General features: G+C 33.4%; 19 protein-coding genes and 1 tRNA gene. 14 read left to right on the top strand and 6 right to left on the bottom strand.

The window, feature by feature from the left end; translation table 11 throughout:
- Positions 1–13: 13 nt before the first annotated feature.
- Positions 14–298: a hypothetical protein gene (locus tag ACFX5D_RS02360; protein ID WP_379856658.1), complete on the top strand. Its 285-nt coding sequence runs from the start codon at positions 14–16 to the stop codon at positions 296–298.
- A gap of 84 nt (positions 299–382) precedes the next feature.
- Here the strand turns inward: ACFX5D_RS02360 and ACFX5D_RS02355 are convergent, their stop codons facing one another.
- Positions 383–835 carry a DUF4442 domain-containing protein gene (locus ACFX5D_RS02355; RefSeq protein ID WP_379856657.1) on the bottom strand — a complete coding sequence of 151 codons (453 nt, stop codon included), beginning with the start codon at positions 833–835 and terminating at the stop codon, positions 383–385.
- A 196-nt stretch (positions 836–1031) separates the two neighbouring features.
- On the opposite strand from ACFX5D_RS02355, the gene ACFX5D_RS02350 reads away from it, so the two are divergent.
- The 5 genes from ACFX5D_RS02350 (at position 1032) to ACFX5D_RS02330 (ending at position 5289) form a co-directional block, all read left to right on the top strand.
- Positions 1032–1487, top strand: a complete 456-nt coding sequence (locus ACFX5D_RS02350) for a DUF4870 domain-containing protein (RefSeq protein WP_379856656.1) — start codon at positions 1032–1034, stop codon at positions 1485–1487.
- A 77-nt stretch (positions 1488–1564) separates the two neighbouring features.
- On the top strand, positions 1565–1894 hold the full coding sequence (locus tag ACFX5D_RS02345) for a PadR family transcriptional regulator (RefSeq protein WP_073210148.1): 330 nt from the start codon (positions 1565–1567) through the stop codon (positions 1892–1894).
- Positions 1895–1899: 5 nt separating this feature from the next.
- Positions 1900–3624, top strand: a complete 1725-nt coding sequence (locus ACFX5D_RS02340; RefSeq protein WP_379856655.1) for a PspC domain-containing protein — start codon at positions 1900–1902, stop codon at positions 3622–3624.
- 2 nt (positions 3625–3626) lie between these two features.
- Positions 3627–4367 (top strand): head GIN domain-containing protein, encoded by a 741-nt coding sequence (locus ACFX5D_RS02335; RefSeq protein ID WP_379856654.1) that lies wholly within the window; start codon positions 3627–3629, stop codon positions 4365–4367.
- A gap of 88 nt (positions 4368–4455) precedes the next feature.
- Positions 4456–5289: a GIN domain-containing protein gene (locus ACFX5D_RS02330; RefSeq protein WP_379856653.1), complete on the top strand. Its 834-nt coding sequence runs from the start codon at positions 4456–4458 to the stop codon at positions 5287–5289.
- A 131-nt stretch (positions 5290–5420) separates the two neighbouring features.
- Here ACFX5D_RS02330 and trxB read toward each other — a convergent pair whose 3' ends face one another.
- Positions 5421–6368, bottom strand: a complete 948-nt coding sequence (gene trxB / locus ACFX5D_RS02325; RefSeq protein WP_379856652.1) for a thioredoxin-disulfide reductase — start codon at positions 6366–6368, stop codon at positions 5421–5423.
- Positions 6369–6526: 158 nt separating this feature from the next.
- Here trxB and ACFX5D_RS02320 point away from each other — a divergent pair.
- The 7 genes from ACFX5D_RS02320 to ACFX5D_RS02290 all read left to right on the top strand — a co-directional run bounded on the left by ACFX5D_RS02320 (position 6527) and on the right by ACFX5D_RS02290 (position 12382).
- Positions 6527–6604: transfer RNA gene (locus ACFX5D_RS02320), tRNA-Pro, on the top strand.
- Between the two features lie 446 nt (positions 6605–7050).
- Positions 7051–7818 carry a ParA family protein gene (locus tag ACFX5D_RS02315; RefSeq protein WP_073210141.1) on the top strand — a complete coding sequence of 256 codons (768 nt, stop codon included), beginning with the start codon at positions 7051–7053 and terminating at the stop codon, positions 7816–7818.
- Positions 7819–7822: 4 nt separating this feature from the next.
- Entirely contained in the window at positions 7823–8722 is a 900-nt protein-coding gene (locus ACFX5D_RS02310) for a ParB/RepB/Spo0J family partition protein (protein WP_379856651.1), read from the top strand.
- A complete protein-coding gene (locus ACFX5D_RS02305; protein WP_379856650.1) occupies positions 8722–9282 on the top strand; it encodes a DUF5683 domain-containing protein in 561 nt (186 codons plus the stop codon). The genes ACFX5D_RS02310 and ACFX5D_RS02305 overlap by 1 nt, the downstream gene beginning before the upstream one ends.
- 58 nt (positions 9283–9340) lie before the next feature.
- A complete protein-coding gene (gene dapB / locus ACFX5D_RS02300) occupies positions 9341–10042 on the top strand; it encodes a 4-hydroxy-tetrahydrodipicolinate reductase (RefSeq protein WP_379856649.1) in 702 nt (233 codons plus the stop codon).
- A gap of 59 nt (positions 10043–10101) precedes the next feature.
- Complete coding sequence (lepB, locus tag ACFX5D_RS02295) at positions 10102–11673, top strand: signal peptidase I (protein WP_379856648.1); 1572 nt, start codon at positions 10102–10104, stop codon at positions 11671–11673.
- 82 nt (positions 11674–11755) lie between these two features.
- The gene (locus tag ACFX5D_RS02290; RefSeq protein WP_379856647.1) at positions 11756–12382 is read left to right on the top strand and encodes a WbqC family protein; all 627 of its coding nucleotides are present in this window, start codon (positions 11756–11758) and stop codon (positions 12380–12382) included.
- Positions 12383–12392: 10 nt separating this feature from the next.
- On the opposite strand, the gene ACFX5D_RS02285 is transcribed toward ACFX5D_RS02290, so the two are convergent.
- The 4 genes from ACFX5D_RS02285 to mutL all read right to left on the bottom strand — a co-directional run bounded on the left by ACFX5D_RS02285 (position 12393) and on the right by mutL (position 17062).
- A complete protein-coding gene (locus ACFX5D_RS02285; protein ID WP_379856646.1) occupies positions 12393–13445 on the bottom strand; it encodes an endonuclease/exonuclease/phosphatase family protein in 1053 nt (350 codons plus the stop codon).
- Positions 13446–13488: 43 nt separating this feature from the next.
- Positions 13489–14352, bottom strand: coding sequence for a rhomboid family intramembrane serine protease (locus ACFX5D_RS02280; protein ID WP_379856645.1), 864 nt, complete (start codon positions 14350–14352; stop codon positions 13489–13491).
- Between the two features lie 125 nt (positions 14353–14477).
- Entirely contained in the window at positions 14478–15224 is a 747-nt protein-coding gene (locus tag ACFX5D_RS02275; RefSeq protein ID WP_379856644.1) for a rhomboid family intramembrane serine protease, read from the bottom strand.
- The gene (gene mutL, locus ACFX5D_RS02270) at positions 15221–17062 is read right to left on the bottom strand and encodes a DNA mismatch repair endonuclease MutL (protein ID WP_379856643.1); all 1842 of its coding nucleotides are present in this window, start codon (positions 17060–17062) and stop codon (positions 15221–15223) included. The genes ACFX5D_RS02275 and mutL overlap by 4 nt, the downstream gene beginning before the upstream one ends.
- Positions 17063–17471: 409 nt before the next feature.
- On the opposite strand from mutL, the gene ACFX5D_RS02265 reads away from it, so the two are divergent.
- Complete coding sequence (locus ACFX5D_RS02265; protein WP_379856642.1) at positions 17472–18044, top strand: YciE/YciF ferroxidase family protein; 573 nt, start codon at positions 17472–17474, stop codon at positions 18042–18044.
- Positions 18045–18110: the final 66 nt, after the last annotated feature.

The raw sequence follows: 18110 nt of genomic DNA, 5'->3' as shown, positions 1-18110 counted from the left end.
TAATTTTAATAAAATGAAAAAAACAGGTATTCTTTTAGCTATAGCTTTATTTACAATTAATGTTGGCGCACAAGAAGTTAAGCCGGACGTAAAAGAAAAAGCTAAAAAAGAATCATGCTGCGCTAAAGCAGATTCTAATATAAAAGCTATGACTGCAGCAGAAGTAGAAAAATGTCAAGCAAAATGCAAAGCCGACGGCAAAAAGTGTGATGCAAAAATGGCTCAAGCACAAGGTAAAAAATGTGATGCCACTATGGCTAAAGTCGAAGGAAAAAAATGCTGTGCTAAAAAAGCATAACTATTGTTTTAATAAAAATGCCTCTAAATTTAGAGGCATTTTTATTTAGATTGAGATTCTAATCGTACAATTATAACCTCCGTTTTATTTAACTCTTACGCTCCATTCAAAATCCATTTCGGATACTTGGATTCCTTTTTCATCAATCCCAATAGATCGCATCCAGAAGGTTTGCCCCTCGCTCGTTGCAATTGTATTTCGTATTGCTTCTTCGATTAAATGTCCATCATTACAAGTAAAAGTAATCCTTCCCGTTGCTTTCTTAGTAAAATTTCCTTTATTATTAGCCACTAACATAGAGATTTTTCTTCCGCTTTTTTGAATTTGAAACATCACTAAAGCACCCGTTGACAACTCTGCGGCCATGGCTTGTACCGCAAAATACATCGAATTAAACGGATTTTGGTTAATCCATCGATGTTTAACTGACACTACGCATTTATTTTCGTCTATTTCCTTCACCCGTACTCCGCATATAAATGCCGCCGGTAGTTTGAATAATAAAAATTTATTGAGTTTAGAAGCTGTAAGTCTCATTTTCAGTGGTTTTTTTGCTAATGTACAAAAAAATACTATGCGTACATATAAAAAATATTTGTTAATATTTTGTTAATATTTGGTACTATGCGATACAAGATACTTTCTTTTAGATATATATTTGCATAAGAAATTACTAGGCAACCTAAATATTCAAGAACCTTGGATTTTCAATCATCAATCAAAAAACAAAAAAATGGAAACAACCAGCGACAAAAACACAGCAACATTTACACATTTAAGTACATTAACTCAATATTTTTTTCCTTTTGGAAATTACATTTTTCCAATATTGATTTGGTCATCAAAAAAAGATAAATCTGAGTTTGTAGACTTTCATGGTAAACAAGTACTTAATTTTCAACTGAGTTTATTGTTATATTCTTTGACTTTAATTATGATTGCAGTTCCAATTTTTATCTTCACTGTATTTAATAATATATCTTTTAATTCAATGATGAATCATCACGATTTTGTTTTTACAGATTTCAATTTCGAAAATAACATCGAAATAATTACAGTTGGTCTGGTTGCCGTTCTTATTTTTGTTCTCTTGAAAGTCGCGGAATTTTTCTTAATTATTTATGCTGCAATCAAAACATCAAATGGAGAAAAATACCAATATCCTTTAACCATCCCTTTTATAAAATAAACAGAAGCAAAAAAAATCATCAATTATCAATCAAAAAATGAATAGTTTAATTAACAAAAAATCAAAAAAAACGAATTATGAACATTGAAAACACAAAAGCCCAGATGCGTAAAGGTGTTCTCGAGTTTTGCATCCTATCCGTATTAAAAGAAAAAGATGCATACACGTCGGAAATATTAGACACTTTGAAAAACGCAAAATTATTAGTCGTGGAGGGAACGATTTATCCGCTGCTTACCCGATTAAAAAATGACGGATTACTAAACTACCGTTGGGAAGAATCAACCTCGGGGCCACCTAGAAAATACTATGGTCTAACCGAAATAGGACAAACATTTTTAAACGAACTTAATGGCACTTGGACTGAATTGTCTGATGCTGTAAACCTAATCACAAACCAAAAATAATAGCCATGAACAAGACTGTAAATATTAACTTAGGCGGAATGTTCTTTCATATTGATGAAGATGCATACCAAAAAATGACGCGTTATTTTGACGCTATAAAACGTTCTCTTTCTAAATCATCAGGACAAGAAGAAATCATCAAGGATATTGAAATGCGTGTTTCGGAATTATTGACCGAAAAACAAAAAAGCGATAAACATGTTATTAGTTTGAAAGACGTAGATGAAGTTATTGCTGTGATGGGCCAACCTGAAGATTATATAATCGAAGAAGACAGCCACACTTCACAAACCTATAATGCTGACTCTAAAAGAATCAAAAAGCTTTACCGAGACACTGAAAACGGAATGATTGGTGGTGTTCTTGCAGGATTGGGACATTATTTTGGAATAGACAAAGTTTGGCTTCGAATTTTTCTTTTGTTGATGGTTTTTGTATTTGGATCCGGTGTTTTAGCTTATATCATTCTGTGGATTGTAATGCCAGAAGCAACGACAACTGCTGAAAAACTAGAAATGAGAGGCGAGCCGGTTACCATTTCAAACATCGAAAAAAAAGTAAGAGAAGAGTTTGAAAATGTTTCTGATAAAATAAAAAATGCAGATTACGACAAATATGGCAATCAAATTAAAACGAGCGCCAATAAAATAGGAAGTTCTTTAGGTGATTTTATAATGAACGTTTTCAAAATTTTTGCAAAATTCCTTGGAGTAATTTTGATTATTGCCGGAATTGCAACTTTATTTTCATTACTGATAGCTGTTTTTACTTTAGGTTCTTCTAACTTTATTGATGTGCCATGGAGAAGTTTCATTGAAGCGGGGAATTTTACTGATTATCCGATCTGGTCTTTTGGACTATTGATGTTCTTTGCTGTTGGAATTCCATTCTTTTTCTTGACTCTTTTAGGTTTTAAATTATTATCCCCAACTATCAGGTCTATAGGAAACATTGCAAAATACACATTATTAGCACTTTGGTTAATTGCCATCGCCATTCTAATTTCAATTGGAATCAAACAAGCGTCTGAAGTGGCATTTGAAGGAAAAACAGTAAAAAAAGAAACTATTAATTTGATGCCAAATGATACCTTATTAGTGAAATTCCGATACAACGATTATTACACTAAGGACATTAATGACAGGGAAACCTTCAAGTTTGTACAAGACTCCTCAAACACTGAATTAATTTATTCAAACAATGTAAGATTGCAAATTTTACGCACTGATGAGAAATTACCATTCATTCAGATTGAAAAAATGGCAAGAGGAAAATCATTCCAAGCCGCTAAATTAAGAGCCGAAAAAATAAAATATGCAATTAAAATTGAAGGAAATCATTTAATTTTAGATAATTATTTACTGACTGAAGTAAGCAATAAATTTCGTGATCAGGAAGTGGAAATCTTCTTATATTTACCTGAAGGAACTTTATTAAAACCTGACTCTTCTGTTCAGGATTATGACAGATCTGATGATTCATTCTTCAACTTACATTATAGTTCTGATAACTATGTATACAAAGTACTAGGTTCAAAAGTAAAATGTTTGAATTGTCCTGCCGATGAAAATGAATTTGATGATGTCGATACAGAAAATGATAGCACGCAAACATCAGTTATAATTAATGAAGATGGTGTTACTGTAAAAGGAGATACCATCAGCAATTCGAAAAAAGATTTTAAAGAATTAAAAATAAACAAAGACGGTATTATCATTAAAACCAAATAGCCATGATAAAAATCATCACAATAATCACCAAATTTATTATTGTAACTCTAATTGCCTTACTATTTGCCTCCTGCAACTTTTCAGCAAACATGAAATCAATAAGAGGAAATGGTCACGTTACAACTGAAAAGAGAATTGTAATGGGAGATTTCAAAAGTGTAGAAGTCAGCAATGCCATAGATCTTGTCATTGAACAATCTGACAAAACGGAAATCACTGTTGAAGCCGATGACAATTTGCAAAAAGAAATCATCACTAAAGTAGAAAATGGTGTACTCATAATCTCCTGTGATTACAATTCTTTTATTAACATTAAATCAAAAAAAGTAATTGTAAAAATGCCACTTATTGATAAACTAGAAGCCTCCAGTAGTTCAACAATTAAAAGTACAAGCACACTTAAAGGAGAAAACATTAGCTTGGAAGCCTCGAGTGCAGGCTCTATAAATGTAAATTTAGAAACCGACTCTGTTATTTGCGAAACAAGTAGCGGCAGCACAATTACAATTAGTGGAAAAGCGTTAAAACTGGAAACAACATCTTCAAGTGGAAGCGAAATAGATGCAAAAGGGTTATTGGCAAATGATATAACAGCCAACTCGTCGAGCGGAAGTTCAATATCGGTTCATCCCTTGGTAAGTTTGAATGCGAAAGCCTCTAGCGGTTCTGACATTAATTATGACATTATTCCAAAAAAGATTACTAAAGAAGAAAGTTCAGGAGCCAGTATCAGTAAAACGTAAGAGTTTCCTTTTTATCAAAAACAAAATAAATCATTCATCAAAAGTGGATGATTTTTTTATATTTGTAAAACATTAATCAAAATTCAAAATGAAAAACAATATAACGATATTCCTACTAATACTGTCTACCACTTTAACTTTGGCACAGAAGAAAGACAAAATAAAAGGATCCAGAATAGTAACTATCGAAAACAAGGAAGTGAATAATTTCCAAGCGTTGGAAGTGGAAGATAACATTGAAGTGAACCTAGAGCGAGGAGAAAAAAACACTATAAAAATTGAAGCCGACGATAATCTTCATGATATTATTTCTTTTGATTTAAAAGACAACACACTTCGCATTTATACTTCAAAAGAAGCGGTAAATTATAAAAAATTAATTGTAAGAGTAACCTACAATAGCGATTTAAATCTGGTAACATCAAAAAATGAGGCAACTATAAATGCAATAGAACAAATTCAGTTGGATGAAATCACTTTTAAAACCTTCGACTATTCTAAGCTTTTTTTAAATGTCAATTCTAAAAACTTCATCTTGCAGGCAGATGACAAATCAAAAACAGAACTCAATCTCAAATCGGAAAAAACTACGATACAATTGAGCAAAAATGCAGTATTAAAATCTTTACTTACCACTTTTGATTTAAAAGTTGATTTATATCAAAAATCCAATGCAACCCTAGAAGGTAACGCCACTAAAGCAATAATCCGATTAGACAATAATTCAACTTTAACCGGGAATAAACTAATTGCAAAAGATGCTGAAATAATTACAGAAAGATATACCAATTGCAGCCTATTTATAGAGACAAACGTCATTATTGATGCAGCCGATAAGTCGGAAATACAGCTTTTGGGATCGCCAAAAATAGAAATGCGTCAATTTAGTGGCGAAGCAAAACTATTCAAAAAAATAAATTAAGAAATCTTCTCCTCTGTCCTAAAGAAACGGTCAAAATTAGACTAAATTAATTTCCTAAAAAATTCCTAAAAAAAAAGCCCTGATTTTTTACAAATCAGGGCTTTTTTCTATTGAAAAAATTTCTAAGTCCATTATTCTTTAGAAGCTAAATATCTTTCCGCATCCAATGCAGCCATACAACCTGTTCCAGCAGCAGTTATCGCTTGACGATACACATGATCTGCGGCATCACCGGCAACAAAAACACCGGTAACATTTGTTTTTGAAGTTCCAGGCGTATTAACTATATATCCCGTTTCATCTAATGTGATAAACTCATTAAAAATATCTGTATTAGGTTTGTGTCCAATAGCGACAAAGAAACCAGTTGCTTCTATATCGAAAGTTTCACCCGTTGTTTTATTTAATGCTTTTACACCTGTAACTACTTGTTCATCTCCTAAAACTTCAACGGTATCGTGATTCATTAATATGGTAATATTCTCTGTTTTACGAACACGTTCTTCCATAATTTTTGAAGCTCTGAATTTTTCGCTGCGCACTAACATCGTTACTTTTTTACAAAGTTTTGACAAATAATGTGCTTCCTCACAAGCAGAATCCCCTGCCCCAACTATTACAACTTCTTGGTTTCTATAGAAAAACCCATCACAAACTGCACATGCCGAAACTCCGCCGCCCATTTTCAAATAATGCTGCTCTGATGGAATCCCCAAATATTTAGCAGATGCTCCTGTAGAAATAATTACTGTTTCGCAATGCAATTCTTTAGTTCCATTGATCCATACTTTATGAATATCCCCGGAAAAATCAACTTTGGTAGCCCAACCATCACGCACATCCGTTCCAAAACGTTGTGCTTGTGCCTGTAACCCCACCATCATTTCCGGACCAGTTATTCCTTCAGGATTTCCAGGCCAATTTTCGACTTCGTTAGTTGTAGTCAATTGACCTCCTGGCTGCATTCCTTGATATAAAACTGGATTCATATTTGCTCTGGCAGCATAAATCGCAGCAGTATAACCTGCTGGTCCAGAACCTATAATAAGACATTTAATTTTTTCGATTGTATCTGACATGGTAAGATTTTATTACATTTTTGAAGTTACAAATGTAGTTTTTTAATAAAAAATACGGCTAAAAAAACATCATTTTTACTTATTCCCAAATAATATTCTCCTATTTATCAATATCGCTTGTTAGTCTCAAAATTAGTTTTATATTTGCACTCGCGTTACGGGGTGTAGCGTAGCTCGGTTATCGCGCCTGCTTTGGGAGCAGGAGGCCGCAGGTTCGAATCCTGCCACCCCGACCAAAAGCCGAACATTTCTGTTCGGCTTTTTTTATGCATAAAAATGATTGATCAATCGCATTTTTAAAAAAGAGCATATTATTAAGTTCTACACTAAAATACGATTGCAACCACAAGCAATAAAATTAACCACCTCTCCATCTCAAATCTCTACTTTCCTAGCACAAATTGTAGAGGAAAGCTTCACCGAGCCATAAGCTAATTTTTTCCTGACAGAAAAGAACGACCAAAGGAATCTCCTTTTATGGCAATAGAAAAAAGCTTATCACTCAATTCCTGAAGTATCGAGATTGAGACGAACAGTTGGAACAGCTTCGAAAAACGACCTCAATTTAAAAAATGAGAATAGGCCAAATAGCAAGGAATCAAGCTTTAACAAATGTTAACAAAATAGATTTTTAGAAACCATAAATAATTGTATTTTTACGGTTCAAAATTTAGAAAAATAAATGGGCAAAATCATTGCGATTGCTAATCAAAAAGGTGGAGTTGGAAAGACTACAACGTCTGTAAATCTTGCTGCTTCATTAGGTGTTTTAGAAAAAAGAGTTTTACTAATAGATGCAGATCCTCAAGCAAATGCCAGTTCTGGCTTAGGTATTGATGTAGAAAACGTTGAAATAGGAACCTACCAAATTTTAGAACACAGTCATACCCCGAAAGAGGCCATCATAAAATGTTCCGCTCCAAATGTAGACGTTATCCCATCCCATATTGATCTTGTTGCCATCGAAATCGAATTGGTCGATAAAGAAAATAGGGAATATATGCTAAAAAAAGCATTGGAAAGCGTTAAAGATGACTATGATTTTATCATTATAGATTGCGCTCCATCACTTGGATTGTTGACGCTAAATGCTTTGACTGCCGCTGACTCCGTAATCATCCCAATACAATGTGAATATTTTGCATTGGAAGGTCTTGGGAAGTTATTGAATACGATAAAAAGTATCCAAAAAATCCATAATGCCGATTTAGATATTGAAGGATTACTACTAACGATGTTTGACTCTAGATTGCGTTTATCTAACCAAGTGGTAGAAGAGGTTCAAAAACACTTCAACGATATGGTTTTTGATACAATTATTCAAAGAAATGTAAAATTGAGCGAAGCACCTAGTTTTGGCGAAAGTATTATAAACTACGACGCAACCAGCAAGGGAGCTACTAACTACCTGCACCTGGCTCAAGAAGTTATAAAGAAAAACAGTAAATAGTTTTATGGCAAAAGCAATAAAAAAACAAGCCTTAGGAAGAGGATTATCAGCATTACTGAAAGATCCGGAAAACGATATAAAATCCGTTGCCGATAAAAATGCCGATAAAGTTGTAGGAAATATTATTGAGCTTGAAATAGATGCTATCGAAATAAATCCGTTTCAGCCAAGAAGCAATTTCAATGAAGAATCATTGAGAGAATTAGCCACTTCTATCAAGGAATTAGGTGTTATACAGCCTATCACTGTACGCAAACTAGACTTCAATAAATACCAATTAATATCAGGGGAACGTCGTCTTCGCGCATCTACTTTAGTTGGTTTAACTACCGTTCCCGCCTACATTCGTATCGCAAATGATAACGAATCATTAGTTATGGCATTGGTGGAAAATATTCAGCGTCATGATTTAGATCCAATAGAAATTGCACTTTCGTACCAACGTTTAATCGATGAAATTCAATTGACTCAAGAACAAATGAGCGAACGTGTGGGTAAAAAACGGTCTACGATTGCCAATTATTTAAGACTTTTGAAATTAGACCCAATAATCCAAACTGGAATTCGTGATGGATTCATCAGTATGGGGCATGGTCGTGCGATAATTAATATTGAAAATCAAGATATTCAAACGGATATTTATCAAAAAATCGTAAGTCAAAATCTCTCGGTTCGTGATACTGAGACTTTGGTAAAAAATTATCAGGAAAGTTTGAAACCTAAACCTGCAGGTAAACCTAAAGCGGCTTCTTTTGAAATTGCTGATTCACACAAAAGTACTTTTACGAATTATTTTGGTGCCAAAGTAGATGTAAAAGTAGCTGGAAACGGCAAAGGAAAAATCACTATTCCATTCCATTCCGAAGAAGACTTCAACAGAATTATTAAACTAATAAACGAATAGTGTATAAAATCATTTTCATCGCTCTATTCCTTTTTATTGCAGGAAACACTACTGTTTTTGCACAAACGGAAACAGAAGCGGTGCTGGTTGCTAAAGACACTTTGAAATCAAATAACATAGATCCTTTGACTCCCGCTAAAGCTGCCTTTTATTCGGCTGTTTTGCCTGGATTGGGGCAAGCGTACAACAAAAAATACTGGAAAATCCCCCTTGTTTATGGAGCCATTGGAACCAGTCTCTATTTTTATATTGACAATAATAAAAAATACCATCAATATAGAGATGCCTATAAACGACGATTAGAAGGATACACAGATGATAATTACGCATATTTGGACAAAGCCAGACTGATTGCGGGCCAGAAATTTTATCAAAGAAATCGTGATTTATCTGCTTTAGTAACATTAGCCTTTTACGCATTAAATATTATTGATGCCAATGTTGATGCCGCTTTACTACAATTTAATGTAGGTGAGAACTTGTCTGTCAGACCTATTATTTACCCCAATGATGTAACACTTAAGACTAATGTTAGTCTAACCCTTAATTACCATTTTTAAAAAGTAAAAAACAAGATTTATTTACTTTCTAATTTTTTTAATCATAAATAACAAACAAATGAAAATTGCGCTTTTAGGATACGGAAAAATGGGCCAGGTAATTGAAAGAATTGCACTTGAAAGAGGTCATGAAATCGTTTTGAAAAAAGACGAATTCAATACTTACGATGGACTTTCAGAAGCAGATGTTGCCATCGATTTTAGCGTTCCGACTGCTGCTGTAAGTAACATTTCAAATTGTTTTCATGCAAATGTTCCAGTAATCTCTGGAACAACTGGTTGGTTACAACACTATGATGAAATGTTAATATTATGTGCAGCAAAAAATGGAGGGTTTATATCCAGTTCGAACTTTAGTTTAGGTGTAAACATTTTCTTTGAACTTAATGAATATTTAGCTAAAATAATGTCAAAATTTGATAGCTATAGTGTTGACATGGAAGAAATTCATCACACTCAAAAACTGGACGCACCAAGTGGAACAGCTATTTCCTTAGCAAAAGGAGTTATCGAGAATAGTTCCTACACCAACTGGACTTTGGAAAAACCAGAACGAAATCAAATTCATATCGAAACCAAAAGAATCGGTACTATTCCTGGAACGCACACCGTCACTTATAATTCGACAGTGGATGCAATCGAAATCAAACATACAGCCCACAGTCGTGAAGGTTTTGCACTAGGAGCTGTAATTGCTGCAGAATGGATTGTAGGCAAGCACGGGGTTTTTACAATGAAAGACGTTTTAAATTTAAAATAGAATTATTCAAGTTTGAGGCTTCAAGTGAATCTTAAACAATAAACTTTAAACAAAGAATTATGACTTTATATCAATGGTTTGTATTTTTCTTATTAGTACAAATAGTTCACTTTTTAGGAACATGGAAATTATATGAAAGTGCCGGCAGAAAACGTTGGGAAGCAGCCATTCCCGTATATAATGCCATTGTATTAATGAAGATCATCGGTCGTCCGACTTGGTGGACCGTATTACTTTTTATTCCAATTGTAAACCTGATTATGTTTCCTGTTATTTGGATTGAAACCTTAAGAAGTTTTGGAAAAAAATCTAGTGTAGATACTTTTTTAGGAATAATTACTTTTGGATTCTATATTTATTACATTAATTACACTCAAAAACTAGATTACATAGCCGACAGAAGTTTACATCCTGAAAATAAGACAGCAGACACCATTAGTTCATTACTTTTTGCCGTCATCGTGGCTACTTTAGTGCACACCTATTTTATTCAACCTTACACCATACCAACTTCTTCACTGGAGAAATCTTTATTAATTGGCGACTTTCTATTTGTTAGCAAAATGAATTATGGAGCCAGAGTTCCGATGACCACCGTGGCTTTGCCAATGGTACATGACTCCATTCCTTTGACTAAAAGAAAATCGTATTTAAATTGGCCTCAATTACCGTACATGAGATTACCCGGTTTTCAAACTATTGATAGAACAGATATCGTAGTTTTCAATTGGCCGGTTGACACCGTGTATAAATTTTTTGACACTTCTAAAAGACATGTTTTAAAACCTGTAGATAAAAAATCCAATTATGTAAAAAGATGTGTTGGAATTCCCGGAGATAGTTTGTCCATAAAAGATGGAATTGTGTATATCGATGGCAAAATATTGGTAATGCCAGAAAGAGCAAAACCTCAATATTCTTATGCGGTAGCTTTAGATGGTAAAACACCAATCGATTTTGAATATTTAATAAAAGATTTAAATATAACAGACGAAGCTGGTTTTAAAAGCGAACTAAGAGATACCTTATTCTTAAAAGCACTTACTGCAGCTGGTGCTGAACGATTAAAAAATGTTCCCGGAATAGTGTCTGTTACAAGACAAATTGCTAAAGGAGTTGAAGCTGGTATATTTCCTCATATCAACAAATGGAATCGTGATAATTTTGGTCCAATTTATATTCCACAAAAAGGAAAAACGGTTGCATTAACCGCAGAAACTTTGCCGTTTTATAAAAGGATTATCACTGAATATGAAAAGAATGATAGCGGTAAAAAAAATGACCTAAAAATAACAGGTAATGAAATAAGACTGAACGGAACAATTGTTAAAAATTACACGTTCAAACAAAATTACTACTGGATGATGGGAGACAACCGTCATAACTCAGAAGATAGTCGCTATTGGGGTTACGTGCCCGAAGATCATATTGTAGGGAAACCTATTTTTATATGGATGAGTTGGGATACAAACGGCAAAGGTTTAAATAAAATTCGTTGGGACAGAGTTTTTACAACTGTTAGCGGTGAAGGACAACCACAATCGTATTTTAAATTATTTCTGCTTGGTTTAGTGGCCTTCTTTGTTGGAGAATATTTTTGGAAAAAAAGAAAAGAGAAGAAAAATATTTAGATTAAAATTTCTAATTTAAGGCTAAGGTTTAAAGTTGTATTCGCAACTTTAAACCTTACTTTTTATACTTAAAACTAATTGTATGAAAACCCTGTTGTTCCCTACGTATTTCCCTTCGATAAGTCATTTTGCTACTCTTGCGCAATCAGAAAGCACAGTGTTTGAGATAGAGGATAATTTTCAGAAACAAAGCAATCGCAACAGAACGTATATCTATAGTCCAAATGGAATTCAGCTTTTGAATATTCCAGTAAAGCATTCTAAAGAAAGTCATCAAAAAACAAAAGACATTCAAATAGAAACTGATTTTAATTGGCAAAAACAACATTTTAAATCACTGGAAGCTGCTTACCGAAGTTCACCATTCTTTGAATTTTTTGAAGATGACCTCCGTCCAATTTTCGAAAAAAAACACATTTTTTTATTAGATTTGAATTTTGAAACGTTAGAAATTGTCTCTAAATGTCTCCGAATGAAGCTGGAATACACGACCACTAAAGAATACTTTCATGAGGTGGACACAAATGAGTACAAAGACTTCAGAGCATTAGTAAACGGGAAAAAAGATTCTTCTTTGTTCGAAAGTTATACTCAGGTTTTTGATGATAAATACGGTTTTATCAATAATCTTAGCGTTCTTGATTTATTATTTAATGAAGGGAAGTATGCTTTAGATTATTTAAAGAAACAAGAGCTGATTATAAAATAGGGTTCAGCAATCATTCTCCTTCAAATGACATTCTAGCCATAACAGGAAAATGATCTGAATTTATAAAGTCAGGAAAACTTTCGAATTTTTTAATTTTCATTCTATCATCTGCAAAAATATAATCAATTCTCGCCGGATAATATTTAAATTTATAGGTAACTCCAAATCCTTTACCAGCTTCTTCAAAGCTATCTTGTAGTTTTCCTTTGATGCTCCTGTAAACATAGGAAAACGCACTGTTATTCATGTCTCCACAGATTATTATGGGATACGGACACTTATTCTTATGTTCCATGAACTTCTCTGCTTGTTCCTGTTGCTCTTTGAAAGCGACACTAATTCTTTTGAACATCATTTGGGATTTATCCTGATTAATTGCCTCAATATTTTCATTGATTTCATTAACATCAGGAGATATTTTTAAGGACTGCAAATGCATATTATATACCCTAATTATATCTTTTCCCTTTTTAATATCAGCAAAAATGATGTCATTTGTGGTGTTATCAAAAACAATACTCCCTTGGTTAATAATGGGAAATTTAGAAAAAATAGCCTGCCCTGTTTTGACATTATCACCATCGGTAAAAATATATCTATGCGGATAAACTTTAAAATCAATATTAGCTGAAGAGGAGTATTCTTGAATACATAAAATATCTGGATTTTTCTCATTCACAAACGACAGAATCTCGCTAGGAACATCATCGCTGTCAATCCATTTGAATACATTAAAAAGACGAACATTATAGCTCATTACAGTAAAATCCCTTTCATCTACAGGAAAATCCTTCGAGGAAAATTTATAGAATTTATTTATAAAAGTGATTCCTATCAGAAGTACCAAACCAGACAAAATCATTCTCTTTTTAAATTGTAAGAACCAATAAACAAAGAAAAGCCCATTCATTATAAAAAAAAATGGCATAAATAACGTTAAAACAGCTAAAAGCGGGAAGGATTTAGGTGCCAAAAATGGTAAAACATAAGCTATAAATGTTAATACAATTAGAGCTATATTCAAAAAAAACATTACTTTATTGAACCAAGAGAGGTTTTTCATTTATTCTATTTTTTTATTCCTACTGCAACTGAAAACTACCAACTTACTTCCCTGCTTTGAATAAAAACTCTTTTTCTTCTTTAGTCAAACTATCATAACCAGACTGACTGATCTTATCTAATATTTCATCAATTTGTTGTTGTGCTTTGTCTTTTGTTATGATTCTGGAAGCACTTTTTTCAACAGGTCTGCTATAATTTTTGTGTACCTTTTTGAATGGCCTGGAAGGAGATTTGGTGAAAATATTTGCAAAAAAATCTAAAACACGTGACACTATTTTACTTAAATCAATTCCATTCTCAAGCAATTTAATAAAAATAAAACCAAACAATGCTCCTGAAAGGTGAGAAATATGGCCGCCAGTATTTTCCAGTCTAAATTGCATTAGATCCAGTAAAACAATTACAAAAGTAATATGCCATAGTTTTACGTTACCAATAAGTAACAATCGAACATTCATTAGAGGATGATAAGTCGTCGCAGCAACCAAAACAGCCATAATTGCGGCAGAAGCGCCTACAATCGAAGCACTTAAATTTAAAAAATAATACCCCGCAACAAAAGCGATCCCTGCAAATATACCACTCAATATATACAGTCCCAAAAATTGTTTAGGAGTGAAAAAAGTCAAAAATAGAGAGCTCGAAAAATTTAAGACCATCATATTAAAAAACAAATGCCAAAATCCGTCATGAAAAAAAGCATACGTCAGAAAAGTCCAAGGTTTCAAAATAAAATTAGAAGGCTCGGAAGAAAGCGCAATCCAAGAAGGAAAATCAAATGCTCCAACCTTAAATTGATAGAAAAAAATTAATGAAATTAGAAAACATGACACATTCCAATAGATCAACCTTTGGGCAATTCCACCTAATCTATACTGTAATTTCAAGTCATCAATAATACTCATTGTTTATTTTTTCGTTTAAAAAATTTATTTCGTAAATATATAAAATTCTATTTTTATTTTATTATCCCTCATCGGACTATCTAAAATTCGCAAACTTTGTTATCTCTAAGACACTAGTTTCTAAATTAATTCCAACGATTTTGATTGAACTGATTTCTCTTCCAGTACCACATTATGATAAAACCAAATAACGCACCACCAACGTGTGCAAAATGAGCTATTCCTCCACCTCCGAAAATTGATTTGCCGGAAATTCCTAAATACAGATCTACTAAAACTAAACCGGGAACAAAAAACTTTGCTTTTATTGGAACAGGAATAAACATCAATGCCAATTCGGCATTTGGAAACATAAAAGCAAAAGCAACTATCACTCCATAAATAGCTCCGGAAGCACCTACTGCTGTGCCTAAATAAGCGCTTGTAAAATTTTGCAAGTCAGAAACTGATAAGATTTCCTGCCATCTTGTGTCTATTTTACCTTCATTCAAAATTTGCAAGATCTGTGTTTTTTGAAATCCATTAGCCAATAGTGTATTCAAACTGTCTTGAAAATAATAGTAATTAACGCCTGTATGCAACAATGCTGCACCTATCCCACAGGATACATAAAAAAACAAGAATTTCTTGCTACCCCACATTTGTTCCAATGCTGATCCAAAAGAATATAAAGCAAACATATTGAAAAAGATATGCATCAGCCCACCATGCATAAACATGTGAGTAAGCGGTTGCCAATATTGAAAACTAGGGTTTTCAGGAAAATATAACGCCAAAAATTTATACGTTACATCACCTAAAGCCAATGTTCCAACATAGAATAAAATATTAATAATGATTAATTGCTTAACCGTTTCCGTTACGTTTCTCATACTGCAAATTTTTTGTCTAAATCTTCCACACGCATTGTGATGAAAGTGGGTTTATAAAATGGTGAAACATTGGGGTCCTTACAGGCAAAAAGCCCGTTTACCAAATTTTCCTGTTCCTTTTCTGTAAGATGGGTTCCTGTTTTAACGGCTAAACTTTTAGCCATTGATTTAGCAATCGTGTCATTTTGACTGAAACCGTTTTCTGGAATTCCATCTTGTAAATCACTTAATAATTGTTCCAAAACAATTGACACTTCACTCTCTGTAACATTCACAGGAATTCCTGAAATGACGATGTGGTCTTTATTTGTTTCTTCAAAAACAAAACCAGTATTCATCAGTGATAATTGTAACTCCCCGATGAGTTCCATTTCGCTTGATGAAAAAAACAAGTTCAAAGGAAACAATAACTGTTGGCTCGACGCCTGCAAAACGGTCATATTTACAAGAAATTGTTCGTACAAAACACGCTGATGCGCCCTTTGTTGATCTACAATTACCATCCCAGATTTTATAGAAGAAACAATATATTTTTTATGAATTTGATAGGTTTTATGTACCGCATGATCCACTTCTTCATCATTGAATAAAGAAGATGTGACTTCTTCATTCTCGAAAGCGATACTACCAATTTCGTCCGTATCTTGCTTTAAACCTACATACAAACTTTCCCAGTTTGCTGTTGGTTCTGATTTCTTATAATTAGAAAAATGTTTGTTGACTTTATCATCAGAAAACGGATTGAAATTGCCATCTACTTGAATAGTTGGCGTTGCGCCTTCTAAATCTTTGTAATGATAAGGCGTATCTAAATTAGAATCGCGGTCAAAATCCAAAACTGGCGCTACATTAAACTGACCCAAACTATGTTTTATTGAAGCTCTTAAAATAGCATATAACGCATGCTCGTCATCAAACTTAATTTCTGTTTTTGTGGGATGAATATTGATATCTATTGTATTGGGAGGAACCGATAAATATAAAAAATAACTCGGTTGTGCTCCATCTTTCAAAATACCGTCATAAGCTGCCATAACAGCATGATGCAAGTAGCCACTTTTAATAAATCGATCGTTAACAAAGAAAAACTGTTCCCCACGATTCTTTTTGGCAAATTCAGGTTTGCTGACAAAGCCTTGAATACTTATAATTTCCGTTTCTTCCTGAACGGGCACTAATTTCTCATTTGTTTTACCCGAAAAAACATTGACAATTCTTTGTCTTAAAGTGGAAGGAGGCAAATTGAACATTTCACTACCGTTATGATAAAAGGTAAAATGTATTTTTGGGTGCGCCAAAGCCACACGTTGAAATTCATCAATAACATGGCGATATTCTACCGTATCCGACTTTAGAAAATTACGACGTGCGGGAATATTAAAAAATAAATTTTTGACTGCAAAGGAAGTTCCTTTTGGCAAAACCGCCACATCTTGTGATACAAACTTACTTCCTTCAATGACTATATGCGTGCCTAACTCTTCTTGATCCTGCTTAGTTTTCATTTCCATGTGCGCAATAGCTGCTATCGATGCTAATGCTTCTCCACGAAAACCTTTTGTATGCAAAGAAAAAAGATCCTCAGCCTGACGAATTTTGGAAGTGGCATGACGTTCAAAGCACAAACGCGCATCTGTTACTGACATTCCCAAACCGTTATCGATAACCTGAACCAATGCTTTCCCCGCATCTTTAAGAATTAGTTTTATATCAGTTGCTCTTGCATCTACGGCATTTTCAAGCAATTCTTTGACCACAGAAGCGGGTCTTTGAACGACTTCTCCTGCAGCAATTTGATTGGCAACGTGATCAGGAAGTAATTGAATAATACTCGACATTAAAAAAAAATATTTGAAGTTTAAAGTCCCGACATTGCGGGTTGAAGTTTATTTAAAACCAAAAAAGCAAATTTAATGAAATTCTATTGGGTTTTATTATTAATGTGATTTTAATAAAGAAAAATTCACAACCTAAAAATTAGTAGTACTTGGGATTCCTCAAGAACTAACTTAAGGAGGTAACTCTCACGCGTATTGGTTTAAAAAATATCCCGCTAGTCATACAAAACCAGGATTAACAGTAAATCAAAGACCAAAATCGAATGGGCTCAAATAATATTTAAGTATTTGATAAACAATCTAATAAAGTTTAAATTTTAAAATTTTTTAACGAAATTCTATAATCTTTTTCCAGGTTTAAAACTTAAATTTGTTATATCAAAAAAGTTAATAATTAAAAACACCTATTATGAAAGCGACCAATGAAAAACAAGAAAACGTAAAAGCAGAATCTAAAAAAGGAGCTGTGAAAGCAAAACCAGATGCCGCACGAGGTCTGAGAGATTTTTTTGAAGACGGATTAAAGGACATCTTTTGGGCAGAACATGCATTGACGAAAGCGTTACCAAAAATGGCAAAAAATGCAACTTCATCTAAACTGATTAGTGCCTTTGAAAACCATTTGAAAGAAACTGAGGAACACGTTGTTCGTTTAGAAAAAGTATTTGAAACTTTAGGTATAAAAGCAGTTGGCAAAAAATGTGATGCTATGGAAGGATTGCTGAAAGAAGCCGATGGTATTATGGAAGAAACGCAAATAGGAGTTGTGCGCGACGCCGCAATTATTGCCGCAGCACAAAAAGTAGAACACTATGAAATTGCTACCTACGGTACATTGCATGCTTATGCAATAACACTGGGAGAAAATAAAGCTTCAACTTTATTATCTAAAACTCTCGAAGAAGAGAAAAAAGCTGATGTAACCTTAACAGAAATTGCTTTGTCTGATATTAATCTTGAAGCAGCTCACGCAGATGAATAATTCTTTGAGTTAAATCTTTTATATTTCTCATAATATATTACAATGTTCTACTGTACATCCCGAGAA

Source organism: Flavobacterium fructosi (genome assembly GCF_042787335.1).
Classification (GTDB): Bacteria; Bacteroidota; Bacteroidia; order Flavobacteriales; family Flavobacteriaceae; genus Flavobacterium; species Flavobacterium fructosi.
Note: the sequence above shows the minus strand (reverse complement) of the source record. Positions and strands in the feature narration are given on the sequence as shown.